The organism is Marivirga salinae (assembly GCF_030503855.1).
Taxonomy (GTDB): Bacteria; Bacteroidota; Bacteroidia; order Cytophagales; family Cyclobacteriaceae; genus Marivirga; species Marivirga salinarum.
The window spans coordinates 867,030-882,655 of the sequence record NZ_CP129971.1; the positions used below are offsets into that span (position 1 = coordinate 867,030).

Below are 15,626 nucleotides of genomic sequence, written 5' to 3' on the forward strand. Positions count from 1 at the left end.
AATATTCACGAGAGGAGGTGTAAATTATGATCGTAGTAAACGTAAAAGAAAACGAATCGATTGACAAAGCTTTAAAACGCTTTAAGAAGAAGTTTGAAAAGACTGGTGCTTTAAAAGAAGTACGTTCTCGTCAACACTTTGTAAAACCTTCTGTTGCAAGAAGAAAAGAAGTTATCCGTGCAGCATATAGGCAAAAAATGAGGGATTTAGACAGCTAATTTTATTTAGCTTTTATCAAATAATTTTACTAAGTTAGTATTCACACGCTGAATTGCGAAGTTGAATACTAACTTTTTTTATGCTCGATACTTTCTTCAAATACATACAGTTTGAAAAACGATACAGTTCTCATACCTTAGTTTCTTACCAAAACGATTTAAATCAATTTTCAAAGTATTTATTAGAGCAATACCAAACCACAGATTTATTAAAAGCAGAACATCGCCACATCCGATCTTGGATTGTCAATTTGATGCAAGAAGGAGTAAAACCAAGAACCATAAATAGAAAAATTATTGCGCTTCGCAGTTTTTATAAATTTGCCATTTCTCGAGAAGCAATTCTCCAAAACCCAACCCAAAAAATTAAGGCTTTAAAGTCAGCAAAAGAATTGCCTCAGTTTGTTCAAGAAAAAGAGATGGATAATTTATTATCTAATATAGATTTTCCAGATGGATTTGAGGGAAATCGTGATGCTTTGATCATGGAATTGCTTTATGGAACTGGGATGAGGCTAGCAGAATTGATTGGTTTGAAGGAAGATGATTTCAATCGACAAGCCGGTACCATAAGAATTTTAGGAAAGGGAAATAAAGAAAGAGTTGTGCCGTTTCACATAGAAATAAGTAGGAGATTGGATAGTTATATTTTTCATAAAAAAGAATTGTTTTCACACAACGGACAGAGCCCATTAATCGTTTCTAATAATGGAAACAAAGCCTACCCTATGTTGATAAATAGGATAACCAAAAAATATTTAGATCAGGTCACAACGATCAATAAAAGAAGTCCTCATGTTCTGAGGCACTCTTTTGCAACACATTTATTAAACAAAGGGGCAGATTTGAATGCGGTGAAAGATATGCTAGGGCATAGCAGCTTAGCCGCAACGCAAGTCTATACCCATAATTCGCTTGACAAACTCAAAAAAGTGTTTGATCAGGCACATCCTAAAGCGTAAGTTTAACCGTAAAACACAAAAATCATGAAGCTACAAATGCATTCGATCCACTTTGACGCAGACGCAAAATTACTTGACTTCATTCAGAAAAGAATTGACAAACTGGAAACTTTCTATGACCGGTTTATTGATGGAGAGGTTTTTTTAAGATTGGATAAGGACTCAAGTAAAGAGAATAAAATAGTTGAAGTAAAGTTAAACATTCCTGGTAACCAGTTGTTTGCAAAAGAAAAAAGTGATTCTTTTGAGGCTGGTGTGGACAACGCTTCTGAGGCATTAAGAAGACAGATTAAAAAGTTTAAGGAAAAACAAATGGCACATTAATTGCCAACACATATTTATTAAATAACAAAGCCCGGTTTCGATCGGGCTTTTTATATGTTCTAACTTTACAAATAAAAATTATACCCTCTATCAATTAAAATTAAATACTAAGCCTAATCTTAAAGCAAAACCATAAAATTCACGTTGTTTTGTAAAGCAATTTTAATTATTCTCATGAGCAATAAATTTATCCTTTTCATATTTTCGATTTTATTGACATTTGGAGCAAAAGCTCAATACGTAATGGAGCAAGACAGCTCTATTTTACTAAATAATATGTATATCCAAATGGAAGTAAATGCTTCTGTTAATGCAATTTATAATGCTGAGCATGATAGAGTAGAAAAAGATTTTAAATGGTTGCGTTATCGTTTTCCTAATCACCCTTTGCCGTATTTTTTATATGGTCTTAATGAATGGTGGAAAATTGTACCAGAACCCTACCTTCATCCAGATAATGAAAAAATGATTGCCTACTTGGATACAGCTCAGTTTTATGCGGAAGCTAGATTTGATAGAGATGAAGAGGATATGGAAGCAGCTTTTTTCTTAGCGGCAATTCATGGCTTTAAAGGCAGGTTTTATGCGGAAAATCAAAGCTGGACGAAAGCAACATTTGCAGCAAAAAAAGCTTTGGATTTTATGGAAATTAGTAAAAACCACAAAAACCTGAGCCCTGAATTTCTTTTTGGAGATGCTTTATATAATTATTATGTAGAATGGGTGCCAGAGCACTACCCTATTTTAAAACCTGTTTTAAGGTTTTTTGAGGATGGCGATAAAGAGTTGGGGGTAAAACAATTAACCAAAGTTGCTCAAAATGCATTTTATACCCGAACAGAAGCACAATATTTTTTAATGAGAATTTGGGCATTAGATGAAGGGGAATTAAAAAAAGGCTTACAACTATCAGAATACCTTCATGAAACCTATCCGCAAAATGCTTATTTCCACCGGTTTTATGCAAGACTGCTTTATACTGCAGGAAAAATAAATGATGCAGAACGAGAATGTTTAGAGATTTTTCAAAATATTGACAGTGCAAAAACGGGCTATGGAGGAACATCAGGACGCTATGCAGGGTTTTTCTTAGGTCAAATCTATGAACGGAAACAAAACTTAGACGAAGCAAAGCATTATTATGAGCGAGCAATGTTGGCATCTGAAAGTATTGAAGAAGAGGAAGCGGGCTATTATTTGTTTAGTATTTATCATCTTGGATTAATAGCAGAAAAGCAAGGTAATGAGGAGCTGGCTAAAGAATATTATAAGAAAACTAAAAGGAAAGCTAGTAGAAAGCAAGGCGTTCATCAAAACGCACGAGATAAGCTAAAAGATTTGTAGTTTTGGAAAGTGAAATCCATTGATTTAATTATAGCGCCCCTAACATTATTTGTGTTATTGCTTTTGGGTTATCTCATAAGAGAAATTTCAGCTAGTAAAGAGACTAAAAAATATTTTTTCCCGGCACTATTATTAAAAATGATTGGAGCTATAGGAGTTGGTCTGATTTATCAATTTTATTATGGGGGCGGTGATACTTTTAGCTACTATACACATGGAGCAGCACATATTGTGAATGCATTCTATGAAAATTTTTCAGCAGGTTTAAAGTTGCTTACCGCAAATGGAGAGTTCGATGCTGAAACCTATAAGTACTCTTCCAAAATTTGGATGTACCGTGACCAGACTTCATACTTTATAGTTCGAATAGCGGCTATATTTGGAGTATTAACTTATAACACCTATTCTTCCGTTGCCTTATTTTTTGCATTTTTCTCTTTTTGGGGATTATGGTTGATGTACCAATCATTTTATAAAATTTATCCTGAATTGAAAAAGGAGTTTGCTATTGCGATCTTTTTTATACCTACTGTTTTTTTCTGGGGCTCAGGAATTCTAAAAGACACTGTTACTTTAGGAGCAACAGGCTTTCTAGTCTACGCTTTTATACAATTAGTTTTTGAAAGAAGAAATATAATATGGAATACAATACTACTGACTGTATCAATTTACATCATAATTTCAGTTAAGTTATATATTTTTTTAAGTTTAATGCCAGCCTTGATTCTCTGGTTTTTCTTATACAGAATAGGTAGAATCCAATCTGCAGTTGCAAGAGTTATGATTGCACCAATTTTGTTAGTTGTGGGAGGCTTTTTAGCATATTATGTTGCTTTAAAGGCGGGGGAAGACAACAAAAGATATGCTTTGGATCAGATAGCTGAAACCGCTCAGGTTACGGCTTATGATATCCGCTATTGGACAGGTAAAGATGCGGGCTCTGGATATTCTTTAGGAGAACTGGACGGAACCTTTGCAAGCATGATAAAGCTAGCGCCACAAGCAGTCAATGTCACATTATTTCGGCCCTATTTGTGGGAGGTAACTAACCCACTTATGTTATTGTCTGCTTTGGAGGCACTTTTTTTATTAGGCTTAACTATTCGGATTTTCTATAGAAACAAATTATCTCATATTGGTCAAAGTATCCGATCTCCCATTATACTTTTTTGCCTGGGCTTTGCAATTATTTTTGCTTTCGGGGTAGGGATTTCAACTTACAATTTTGGTACTTTATCTCGTTATAGAATTGTAATGGTTCCATTCTTTTTGATGGCACTTTTTCTATTAGATTTTCATGCCCAATCTAAAAAAACAGGAAGTATAGAATAAGTTTTAAAACTTAAGGTCTAATGTGACATAGAAATTTCTTCCAGCTGAAGGAATAATTCCTGGACCAGGATAACCTGTTGCCCTTCTGGTGAAATAATAATTATTGGTTAAGTTATTAATACCTGCCTCCAGTTGAGCAAATTTATATTTGTATTTAGCGCTTAAATCTAAAACATGAAAGGAAGGAATAATACCGTCTACTCCTGTTGCAGTTCTTTCTGCATTGGTTGCTTCGGTATATTGTTCACTTAAATAGGTAAATTGTAAAGTAGATGAAAAGCTTTTCCAGTTGTAGTTTATGCCTGTTTTGATATTCACATCAGGCACTAATTCAACTTTATTTCCTGCAATAGAGCTTTCCATATTGTCTTCTCCATATCGACCTCTTATAAAAGCAGCATTCAAAAATGTAGAAAACTCATGTGTTGGATTTGGGTTTAGAAATTTACTCCAATTCATTTCAGTATAAGATTCAACTCCTGCTATGGCCGCATTACCTACATTAGTTCTATATCTGTAAACTCTTGGAAAACCATCAATGGCATCATCATAGCGTAAAAGTGCTCCTAACCTGTCATTATAAGCTAAATAGAACAAACTCCAATCAAAATTTAAGAAGTCACTATAGTTTCCTCTAAAACCTAAATCAGCATTATAACCACTTTCATCTTGAAGATTTGGATCAACCAATATGTTGGTATTATTTACTCTCAAATCATTAAAGTTTATGCCTCTATAGTTCATCGAGATATTTCCATAAACCTCTAAATCCGCTTTAGTTTTATAGCTAACTCCAAGTCCAGCAAGCATAAATGAGCGATCTAAGTTTTTAGATTCATAAATAGTAGTATCAAAAATGACATTTCCTGCTAAATCTTCTACCATATTTCTATAATAGCCCGTACTATTGGTGCTAATGTATTCCCATCTTAAACCAGGAGTAATACTCAGATTATTATTAATGTTGAATATGTTTTCTGCAAATAAAGCCACATTTTCTGAAGGATATCTAAATGATAGATCTTCTAAATTGTTAGGGTTGTTGTATTGGAAATCTGCATCATATCCAGCAGGACCAAGCCCCTGTTGTTGTTGAGTGTTGCCTTTAAAATACCTTGCCCCTACCGCTAGTGCTTGAATTTGACCCACAAAATCGTATCGATGCAAAAGGCGTAATTCAGAACCAAAGTTTTCGTAATCATCCCACAATAAATTTCTTTCTTCTTCTGGGAAATCAACTTGCGTAACTCTTTCCAAATTTCCTAAAGCCTTTCTCGAACCAATTAATCCAAATGTTTTCCAATTTAGCTTTGTCTTATCATTGATTCTATAATCTAAAATCAATGCGGGAATGTTCCATTCAATTCCGAACCAATTACGCTCTCTTACTGATTGCCTAGGGTCCTCTTCAAACATTCTGTCTGTTAAACCACCTGCTTGTTGAGCCAAATAGTCCATATGGGTGAATTCAAAACAGAGATAGAGTTTATCTCCTATATCAAAATTGACATCTGTAAAAAATGTGTTGGATTCAAAAGATTCATTATCTCGAAAACCATCACCTTGTTTTCTTTGATAGTAAACGAAATAATCCATCTTTCCTGTATTTCCAGAAAGACTATTATATGAGCTTAATAAGCCAAAAGACCCTGCTGTATTTCTGGTGTGGAATTGAATAGGAGTTTCTTTTGGAGCTTTCTTGAACAAGAAATTTATCATTCCTCCAAATTGAGAACCGTACTGAAGAGATGCTGCTCCTCTCACTACTTCAATTTTAGATAGCGCCTCAACAGGTGGGGTGTAGTAGCTTTCAGGATAGCCTAATGGATCAGCTGAGATATCGTAACCATTTTGTCTGGTGTTGAAATTTGAAGTTCGGTTAGGGTTTAGTCCTCTTCCACCTATTCCTAACTGCAGGCCACCACCATCACTTTCCCAAATATTTAAACCTGGAACTTTCGCAAATACTTGTCGTGCATTATTGGTAGCAAGGTTTCCGTTAATTTGGTCAATTGAAATAACTTCGTTCTTCTTGGCTTCATAAATTAAAGTGCCTTCAACAGGATTAAGCCTTGTAACATTAAACACCTCTGATTTTTTTCCAATAGCTTTAACTTCTTCTAAAGTTTCTAATAATGGGGCCAAAGAAAAGTTGATAGTTTCCCAATTTTTTTTGATTCGAACCTCTTTGATTTGACTTTGTCTTCCTAAATAAAATGCAGCAATTTTATATTTGCCCTCAGGTAGATTTAATTGGTAATTACCTTCAGAATCAGAAACAGATTTATACTGACTATCCAAAACAAAAATTTCTGCTAATTCAATTCCTTTCTTGCTTTCTGAATCGATCACCGTTCCCTTAATTCCCTGAGCGAACAATGAATTAGAAAAAATACTAATCAATAAAATGATTATATGGATATACTGTTTCATCATTGATTATAGGGTAAAACCCAGTTTTTATGTTGATAACCTCTTTTAATTGAAGCCAAATTCACTTCTGGATTAATAAATGGACGGCTCCCTTTTCCATTTATAGTGGCATAACTTTCTACAAACACCTTTACTTCAGCATCAAATTCAGTTTGATATTTATCCCTTAAAAAATGAGCAAATTGTAAAACCATATCTGGTTGAGTATTCATCATTTTTTCCTGAACTGGGGTTAAATATTGCTGTGGAAATACTTCAAATGATTTTTTCTTTTCAGGTATATTGACCGAGAATTGTGAATAACCTACTTTTTCCATCAGCATTACTCTCCAAGAGAATCTATATCCTTGCTCTGTCCAAAATAGGTTACCAGGATAAAGTATGTAGCGGAATGGCAATAGAACCTGCAAACTGAAATAGAGGATAAAGAAATATTTTAAAACAACTGGATTTGCAAACCCAACCGAATTGGGCAACACCTCTTTTCTTTGAGGGATTAGCTTAGCCCATAATTTTTTATGAAAATCTTCTGAGAAAAAGATTAAAGTGCTAACTACCATTATGAACGGAAACATTCCGATTTGGAAAAGGGCGGCAGTCATAAAATGAAAGGCAATGACGGTTAAATAAGCAATAACTCTTGTCCTTTTCCATAATAGAAAAAATGGTATTGTTAAATCATAAAATGCCCCGAACCAACTGAATATAAACGCAGTTAATTTATAATCCAAAAGCGAACCAATGATAGGAGTATCGGCTCTTGAAGGCAACCATATTTTTAAAGGCAGAGCTTCCAATAACCAATCGGGTTGTAATTTGGCTAATCCTGCAAAGAAATAAACGAGGCTTAATTGTAAAATGATAACATGTATGCTCCATGCCGGCACATAAAAATCCTGTTTTTTTCTGCGCCAAGCATCAATGGAATAAGCCTTATTGGCCGGCACTAAAATCAATAGAAAAGCAATAATGCTTACAAAATAGTAGTGATTGAGGTAATTGGTTTTATCAATTAGCTCCACATAAGTAAAACTTAAGAAAAATAGCGTAGCGCTAAATCTATAGAAAGCACCTAAGGCAATCCCAATAGCTGCAATTCCCATTATGGCAAAGAGGATATACATTCCAGGGTTTCCCCATGATTGTATCCACTCAAAGCCGTAGTAGGGAAAATAGAATTCAGGTTCAATATATTGTTTTGCTATCCATCCATTAGACCAAAAACGGATAATGGAGGCTAGCATCATAACACCAAAAGCTACTCGAAAAGTAGCTAATGGCGCAATGTGTTTTGCTTGATTAAATCGATATGTAGGTAACCAATTAGTCACCATCATTATCTTGAAATGTAATTGAAACTGATAAAGCAGAAGTCATGTCTACTTTTATTAATGGAATAACTGCTTGTAATGCATTGTAAACATTAACTAATTGACTTCCTTCTGCTGAAGCAATTTCACTGTAGGGTGCTTCAATTTTTTCCATTTCTTCTAATGCGGCAGTTGATTGATTTATGATGGCTCTACTTAATAGCTCATCATTTCTATCTCTTGCATCCAATGCATCTAGATAATCATCTAAACCGAGACCATCTTCAGAGGCATCAAAATGTTCACCTTTGAAAACAGCAATTGAAGATTTTACAGCTTCTTCTGCTAATTCACCTGACCAGCCAGAAAAGTAAGCTTCTACATTTTCTGGAGAAAGAACACCGCCCGTTCTAGGGTTTCCTCCTGAAGGAAATCCTATTTTGGCATTTTTAATTCTGATATCAAATTGAAAATTGTATTCATTAACTAATAAGCTGGTTCCACTTCCAACATCGGTTCCAGTGTTTCCAACAAAAGTTGATCTGTAATCAGGCCATCCTTCTGAAATTAGATTGGAAGTAGTTTGAATATCGGTTACTAAATCTGTTAAATATTGCAATCGATTTTCTCCTAAATCTGGATCTGCATAATAAGATAAAACTTCTTCTTCAGTGTTCCCTGTTCCGAATAGTAGATAATCCAAGGCTGGAAAGCCTTTAGCAGCTACATTGGCAGCTGATCCTAAAACATAATTTTGAGAAGCTATATTTTCTTCAATTAAAGCAGCATCAGTAGGAAATATATTTACTCTATCTCTTAAGTTAACACTAGATACAGGCCCTACATGAACAAAAGCTAGATGTTGGTAACTTAGCCAAGCTTCTTTTAACTCAGATCTTAAAACGTTTAAGCTCTCTATAGAAAGATTAGCATTAAAAGAGTTAGTTGCAACAGTAATTCCTTCAGCATTAAAAGCGAAATTCTCAATGGATGGTTGGATTACATTATCCGCTATGTTAACAAGAAATGCTTCCCTGTCAAAATCCACTTTTTCACTGCCTGTTTTTTTATCGCAGGCAGTGAAAAAAGTGATAAACAATATGAAAGAAGAAAATTTTAAATATCTCATTATGTCTTATAATTGGTCTTGAATATCTTCAAATCCGTAAGCTTCAACTAAAGTTGCTTTTGCAGCATTAATGTTGTCGGTAGAAATAGTATAAAAATTATCACCTAGTTCATCTAATACCTCACCAACTTCAGCATTACTTAATTTTTTATTTGGATTGTATCTTAATGCATTGATAAATGCCCAGGCTTCTGATAATGTATGGTTTCTGATAGCATCATCTGCAAAGCCAGCAATTGCTTCATTTAAATAATGAACGGCAGTTCCAGCTGATACTTTTTCCCATTCATCTCTGATGATTGTGATTTGCTCATCTCTAGTATCTAAGTCTTTATTTGAAATTGCGGCTCTTCCTTTGATGAAAGCATTCATTATAGCTTCATTTGAGCCTAATAATGCATCTCTTCCATTGGCATATTTACCCCAGAATCTCGCCCCGTCAGTAGTTGTAGGAAAATCATTTGGAACGCCAAAATAACCGAAAGCCTCATCCCAGTGATGCTCCATGGCCGTTCCTTTGCCGTCTTCAATGGTTTCATTATCCACATCCATTTTGCCTGAAGCTAAATAGATTGAAACTCCTTGAAAATAAAAACAAGAGCCCATTAAACCTTTTTCAATTATTTGAATGTGTTCAAAACCATTGATATCAAAGAAATATTGTTTTGAGCCATCGTTTGAAGTAACAACCCCAGCAGTTCCATCACTTCCTTCACCGCCATTAGCTTCAACAGTAGCGGCTGCAAAGTCTCTAATAAAACCTTGATAAAAGTTGATTTCAGATTCAACTGTTTTGTTCTCTAATTCTTTACTGTCTGCCGCATTTAATTCAGCATTTTCAAATGGATTATTTTCGTTGGCATACATGTCCAACATTACTTGAGCATCTAAAACTGCACCATTATTGGCTGTTTTCATATAAGCAGTCAATTCTTCCATCATGTCCAAACGTTGTGTTTGACCAGTATAACTCACATTTTCGAAATCATAAGTTAATGGAATTTCATAAGTTTCCTCTTTTTCTTCAGCTGTGTTTTCATCCTCACATGCTGTAAAAGCAAATACTGCTAATAGTGCTAATCCTAGTAATCTTAAATTTTTCATTTGTGCAAAATTAATATTTGTATTTAGATTGATTCTAATGATGATGCAAAATTAATTTTATTTAGATTGGTTACAAATAAAAAAGCAATTTTATTTAGATTAGATTTAAATAAAGATCAAAAACTTTGTTTAAACTATTATAAGAAAGTCTTTACGGAGCCTTTTTGTGTTTCTTATATCATTTATTAAGTAAAGAAACAGAGTAGTTTAAAGCACAGAAGTATTAGGCAGGCAAATTTTATCTGAAAATTAAATATAAGAACTCTAATGCTCTGTGCTGATTTTGTTTAGGTAACTGGGAAAATGGCGGGGTTTAAGGAAATACAGCATATGCTGCAGAAACATCTGATATGTCCTTTATGGATGACATTGCTTTTTCTCCCCCTCTTTTCAATTGATGACAATAGCTTACTGATAAAACACAAACGAATATCATAAGTAAACTTATCATCAGCCTTCTATATAAGCTGTTCATTAAAACTTTGTGTTGTTGTTTTGCAAAAGTATTGGAATTTTACATGAAAAGCTATTATATTATAAACTAAATAATATATTATTAAATTATATTTATTTTTCCGTCCCTCTATTTTATCATTTAATCTTCGCTATTCATTTGATTAATTGTAATTTTACACTATTAATCGAAAAAAGCATTTTGTAATGGAATATAGGATTGAAAAAGACACAATGGGCGATGTAAAAGTGCCCGCTGATAAGTATTGGGGTGCCCAAACGGAAAGAAGTAGAAATAATTTTAAAATAGGCGCTGAAGCAAGCATGCCTTTGGAAATAGTGCATGGATTTGCATATCTTAAAAAAGCGGCTGCTCACACTAATTATGAGCTAGGTGCTTTAAGCCAAGAAAAAAGAGATTTAATCTCTAAGGTTTGTGATGAGATTTTAGATAATCAGCATAATGATCAATTTCCTTTAGTGATTTGGCAAACGGGTTCTGGTACTCAATCAAATATGAATGTAAATGAAGTAGTATCGAACCGAGCACAAATAATAGCGGGTAAAACATATGATGATGAAAAAATTGTGCATCCTAACGATGACGTAAACAAATCGCAATCATCAAATGATACTTTTCCAACAGGGATGCATATTGCTTGTTACAAAATGGTAATTGAGACCACAATTCCTGGAATCGAAAAATTAAGAGATACCTTAAAAGAGAAATCAAAGGCTTTCGAAAAAGTAGTAAAAATTGGAAGAACTCATTTAATGGATGCTACTCCTTTAACTATAGGACAAGAATTTTCCGGCTATGTTTCTCAACTTGATCATGGCTTAAAAGCCTTGAAAAATACGTTAGACCATTTATCTGAAATTGCCTTAGGTGGAACAGCTGTAGGAACTGGAATTAATACTCCTGATGGATATTCGGAATTAGTGGCTAAAAAGATCGCTGAATTTTCAGGCTTACCTTTCAGAACTGCAGAAAACAAATTCGAAGCTTTAGCAGCACATGATGCCATAGTGGAATCACACGGAGCTTTAAAACAAATTGCAGTTTCTTTAAACAAAATAGGAAATGATATTCGTTTATTGGCTTCAGGCCCAAGGTCTGGTATTGGGGAAATCATAATACCGGCTAACGAACCAGGTTCTTCCATCATGCCAGGTAAAGTAAATCCTACTCAGGCAGAAGCCTTAACAATGGTTTGTGCGCAAGTTATAGGTAATGATGTTGCGATCACCGTGGGCGGTACTCAAGGTCACTATGAATTAAATGTTTTTAAGCCTCTTATGGCGGCAAACTTTTTGCAATCTGCTCGATTAATTGGGGATGCTTGTGTTTCATTTAATGACAATTGTGCAGTAGGAATTGAGCCTAATTATGAAAGAATTAAAGAACATTTAGATAACTCTTTGATGCTTGTTACGGCATTAAACACAAAAATTGGTTATGAAAAAGCAGCTAAAATAGCTAAAACAGCTCATGAAAATGGCACCAGGCTTAAAGAGGAGGCGATTAACTTAGGATTTTTGACCGCAGAAGAGTTTGACGAATGGGTAAAACCTGAAGATATGATTGGAAGTTTGAAAAAACAATAAATAGTATTATTTGTCTTTATTGTAGTTATTTACTTACTTTAGTTATACAAATTTGAATAAACCGAATCGATAATATGAAAAGCAAGATAAGTTTAATTGCCATCCTTATGATTTTTTGCATGGCTTTTTCAGTTTCCGCTCAGTTGAGTAGAAAAGAAAAGAAGGAAATGAAGAAAATGGCTAAGGAGCTTAAGAGAAATCCTGAGCAGATGAAGGCTATGGTTGAAGAAAATGAAAGCCTTAAAAGTTCTGTTGCTAGTTTAAATTCTCAAGTTGAAAATTTAGAAGGGCAGTTGAGCAATAAAAATGCTGAAATTGCTGCTGCTAAAGCTGAAGCTCAAGAAGCAAAAGCAATGGCTGAAGCTCAAAGGCAAAGAGCCAATGAAATGGCTAAAAAAGCAAAAAATGCTCAAAATGAAGAACCAGAAGCATTGGATGAGAGCGGAACTTGGTTTAAAGTTCAAGTTGGAGCTTTTGAAAACATTGATATGTCTGAGTATTTCAAAAATAATCCTAATTTCAGCGGAGAAGAAACGGAGGACGGATTACAAAGAATTACTTTAGGTCGATTTAGAGATTATTGGGAAGCTGATAAATTCAAAAAGACGCTAAGAAAAATGGGTGTTAAAGAAGCATGGATCGTGCCTTACAAAGAAGGTGTTAGAGTTCCGCTTAAAGAAGTTTTAGAAAGTCTTTCTGCTAAGCCAGAAAGTGCTGGAAAGTAAAATTATTCAAGCTTGTTTAGAAGTTAAAAGAACCAAATTGGTTTTTAATACTGTTTTCTTTCAATAGAAACAGTAAACTTTTAAACAAGCTTTTTTTATAGTACAAAATTAATAATTCACCCCTATCCATCCTTGAAAATTGCATTCTCATCGCTACCCAATATCTTGAAAGGAGAAATTTACCAACTCCGGAAAGATTATACTATTGAGAATATTTTCATAGACAGTAGAAATACTGTTTTCGATATCAAAAATTTATTTATTGCCATAAAAGGTGAGCGACATGACGGTCATTTTTTTATAGATGAACTTTATTCTAAAGGAATTAGAAATTTCATTATTGATCAAGAAATTGAAATCAATAATTATCCAGAAGCTAATTTTTTTAAAGCAAATGATAGCATTAATGCCCTCCAAGCTTTAGCTGGCTACAAAAGAAATAACTTCAAAGGCAATTTAATTGGAATCACAGGCAGCAATGGTAAAACCATAGTAAAAGAATGGTTAGGAAAACTAATAGAAGCGGTTTATTCGGTTTACAGAAGCCCAAGAAGTTATAATTCTCAGGTTGGTGTTCCACTTTCCCTTTGGCATTTAAATCATTACCAAGATTACGCGATAATAGAAGCAGGAATTTCCAAAATGAGAGAAATGGAAAAACTGCAAGCCATTATTAAGCCTAAAATTGGAATTTTTACTAATTTAGGAACGGCTCATGACGAGGGTTTTCCAAGCTTAGAAGAAAAGGCAAATCAAAAAGCACTATTATTTAAGGATTCTTCCACTATTATTTTTTGTAAAGACTTCCCTGAAATTTCAAATGCTTTACACAATCTACCTAAATTAGAAGAAAAGGAGTTTATAGGTTGGTCTTTTGAAGATAATACTTCCAACTATTTTGTGGAAACAGAAGAAAGATACAATGGAACAGCTATAAGAATACCATTTGATGATCATTTCCATATTTTTCAAGTCCCCTTTCAAGATTATGCCTCATTAGAAAATATTACACATTGTCTCTTGCTCTTGTTGCATGAAGGATTACCGATCAAGGTAATTCAAAACACTCTAAATGATATCAAGCCTCTCAATATGAGGTTGGAAACTAAAAAGGGTAAAAACAGTACGTATTTGGTTGATGATTCCTACAATAATGATTTAGTCGGACTTGATACTGCTCTTCAATTTTTTTCTCAGCAAAAACAATTTCAAAAAAGGATCCTCATATTATCTGATCTTTTAGAAACTGGATTAACATCTGAAGTTTTATATCAACAGCTTGCAGATAGAATTGCATTGGAACAGTTAAGTTTAGTAATAGGAATTGGCAAGGAAATCTCAATCTTAGAGAAGTTTTATGAAGGCGATTTAAAGATTTTCCCAGATACGATTTCATTTTTAGAATACGAAAAAGAAAATGCTTTCCAAGAGGCATTAATTCTGATAAAAGGTGCAAGAAAGTTTAATTTCGAATCCATAGTTCAGCGCTTGGAGCAAAAAATACATGGAACGATATTGGAAATTGATCTCAATAAAATCACTCATAATTTAAATTTTTACCGATCTAGACTTAAGCCCAATGTAAAAACTATGGTGATGGTAAAAGCTTTTGCTTATGGGAGCAGTAGCCATGAAATTGCCAATTGGCTTGAGTTTCAGAATGTAGATTATTTGGCCGTAGCTTATGCGGATGAAGGTGTTGTTTTACGTCAACATGGAATTCAACTTCCGATTATGGTGATGAACCCCGATCCTAGGTCATTTGAACTTTTACATCAATATAATCTAGAACCAGAACTTTATAGTTTGACTATTTTTAAGGATTATGCCAACTATACTCGTAATCATCCTCGACCACTAAACATCCATTTAAAACTGGAGACAGGAATGCATAGGCTTGGTTTTGAACCTCGGGAATCGGAGCTATTAAAATCATTACTTAAGGAAAATCCTCAACTGAAAGTAGCCTCTATTTTTAGTCATTTAGCGGCTTCTGATGAGGCTGCGCATAATGGTTTTTCAGCTCAGCAAGCAATGTCATTTAAGAAATCAGCTGATGAAATCATCGATTTTTTAGGATATAGACCTTTACTACATTTATTAAATAGCCCAGGAATCAGTCGATTTCCAGATTATCAATTTGATATGGTCAGACTCGGTATAGGATTGTATGGGGTAGATCCTACTGGTCTGTATTCAGAACAATTACAATCAGTTTCTAAATTAAAAACGGTTATTTCTCAGGTAAAACATATCAGAAAAGGAGAGACTATTGGCTATGCCAGAAAAGGAGTAGCAAATGAAGATATGAAAACAGCTACCATTTCAATAGGCTATGCCGATGGGTTTAACCGAAAATTTAGCCAAGGAATTGGAAAGGTAGTGATCAATGGAAAAGCGGCTCCTGTAATTGGAAATGTATGCATGGATATGACCATAGTGGAGGTTACCCATATTGATTGCAAAGCAGGAGATGAAGTAATTGTTTTTGGCGATGATCCCAACATTTCAGATATGGCAAAAGCTATTGATACAATTCCTTATGAAATACTCACTAATATTAGCGAAAGAGTAAAAAGAGTATTTTACACAGAATGACACCCTCTCTCAATTAATTTAAACCCACTTTTTCAGAAAAATACCCATAATTAGGTATTGCCTTTAAAGAAAAATACATCCAACTT

13 protein-coding genes are annotated in these 15,626 nt (G+C 34.1%); 8 read left to right on the forward strand and 5 right to left on the reverse strand.

All coding sequences use genetic code 11. The features are described from left to right. Window positions 1-26: 26 nt before the first annotated feature. The 5 genes from rpsU to QYS49_RS03725 all read left to right on the forward strand — a co-directional run bounded on the left by rpsU (window position 27) and on the right by QYS49_RS03725 (window position 4,180). Window positions 27-218 (forward strand): 30S ribosomal protein S21, encoded by a 192-nt coding sequence (gene rpsU, locus QYS49_RS03705; protein WP_013454531.1) that lies wholly within the window; start codon window positions 27-29, stop codon window positions 216-218. Window positions 219-298: 80 nt separating this feature from the next. Beyond that, window positions 299-1,180, forward strand: a complete 882-nt coding sequence (locus tag QYS49_RS03710) for a tyrosine-type recombinase/integrase (protein ID WP_308350292.1) — start codon at window positions 299-301, stop codon at window positions 1,178-1,180. A gap of 24 nt (window positions 1,181-1,204) precedes the next feature. Further along, window positions 1,205-1,504 (forward strand): ribosome hibernation-promoting factor, HPF/YfiA family, encoded by a 300-nt coding sequence (gene hpf / locus QYS49_RS03715; protein ID WP_308350293.1) that lies wholly within the window; start codon window positions 1,205-1,207, stop codon window positions 1,502-1,504. A 174-nt stretch (window positions 1,505-1,678) separates the two neighbouring features. Then, window positions 1,679-2,848, forward strand: coding sequence for a tetratricopeptide repeat protein (locus QYS49_RS03720; protein ID WP_308350294.1), 1,170 nt, complete (start codon window positions 1,679-1,681; stop codon window positions 2,846-2,848). Between the two features lie 138 nt (window positions 2,849-2,986). Next, on the forward strand, window positions 2,987-4,180 hold the full coding sequence (locus QYS49_RS03725; RefSeq protein ID WP_308350295.1) for a hypothetical protein: 1,194 nt from the start codon (window positions 2,987-2,989) through the stop codon (window positions 4,178-4,180). Between the two features lie 3 nt (window positions 4,181-4,183). Here QYS49_RS03725 and QYS49_RS03730 read toward each other — a convergent pair whose 3' ends face one another. The 5 genes from QYS49_RS03730 to QYS49_RS03750 form a co-directional block, all read right to left on the reverse strand. Then, entirely contained in the window at window positions 4,184-6,616 is a 2,433-nt protein-coding gene (locus tag QYS49_RS03730; RefSeq protein ID WP_308350296.1) for a TonB-dependent receptor domain-containing protein, read from the reverse strand. Then, window positions 6,613-7,947, reverse strand: a complete 1,335-nt coding sequence (locus QYS49_RS03735; RefSeq protein ID WP_308350297.1) for an HTTM domain-containing protein — start codon at window positions 7,945-7,947, stop codon at window positions 6,613-6,615. Before QYS49_RS03735 ends, QYS49_RS03730 begins: the two co-directional genes overlap by 4 nt. Beyond that, window positions 7,937-9,052 carry an imelysin family protein gene (locus QYS49_RS03740; RefSeq protein WP_308350298.1) on the reverse strand — a complete coding sequence of 372 codons (1,116 nt, stop codon included), beginning with the start codon at window positions 9,050-9,052 and terminating at the stop codon, window positions 7,937-7,939. The genes QYS49_RS03735 and QYS49_RS03740 overlap by 11 nt, the downstream gene beginning before the upstream one ends. Before the next feature lie 6 nt (window positions 9,053-9,058). Beyond that, on the reverse strand, window positions 9,059-10,156 hold the full coding sequence (locus QYS49_RS03745) for a DUF4856 domain-containing protein (protein ID WP_308350299.1): 1,098 nt from the start codon (window positions 10,154-10,156) through the stop codon (window positions 9,059-9,061). A 313-nt stretch (window positions 10,157-10,469) separates the two neighbouring features. Then, window positions 10,470-10,607 carry a hypothetical protein gene (locus QYS49_RS03750; RefSeq protein ID WP_308350300.1) on the reverse strand — a complete coding sequence of 46 codons (138 nt, stop codon included), beginning with the start codon at window positions 10,605-10,607 and terminating at the stop codon, window positions 10,470-10,472. 209 nt (window positions 10,608-10,816) lie between these two features. Here QYS49_RS03750 and fumC point away from each other — a divergent pair, with 209 nt between their 5' ends. The 3 genes from fumC (at window position 10,817) to QYS49_RS03765 (ending at window position 15,540) form a co-directional block, all read left to right on the forward strand. Next, entirely contained in the window at window positions 10,817-12,217 is a 1,401-nt protein-coding gene (fumC, locus tag QYS49_RS03755; RefSeq protein WP_308350301.1) for a class II fumarate hydratase, read from the forward strand. Window positions 12,218-12,291: 74 nt separating this feature from the next. Continuing rightward, window positions 12,292-12,942 carry an SPOR domain-containing protein gene (locus QYS49_RS03760; protein WP_308350302.1) on the forward strand — a complete coding sequence of 217 codons (651 nt, stop codon included), beginning with the start codon at window positions 12,292-12,294 and terminating at the stop codon, window positions 12,940-12,942. A 132-nt stretch (window positions 12,943-13,074) separates the two neighbouring features. Next, window positions 13,075-15,540 (forward strand): bifunctional UDP-N-acetylmuramoyl-tripeptide:D-alanyl-D-alanine ligase/alanine racemase, encoded by a 2,466-nt coding sequence (locus QYS49_RS03765; protein ID WP_308350303.1) that lies wholly within the window; start codon window positions 13,075-13,077, stop codon window positions 15,538-15,540. The last annotated feature ends 86 nt before the right edge of the window (window positions 15,541-15,626 follow it).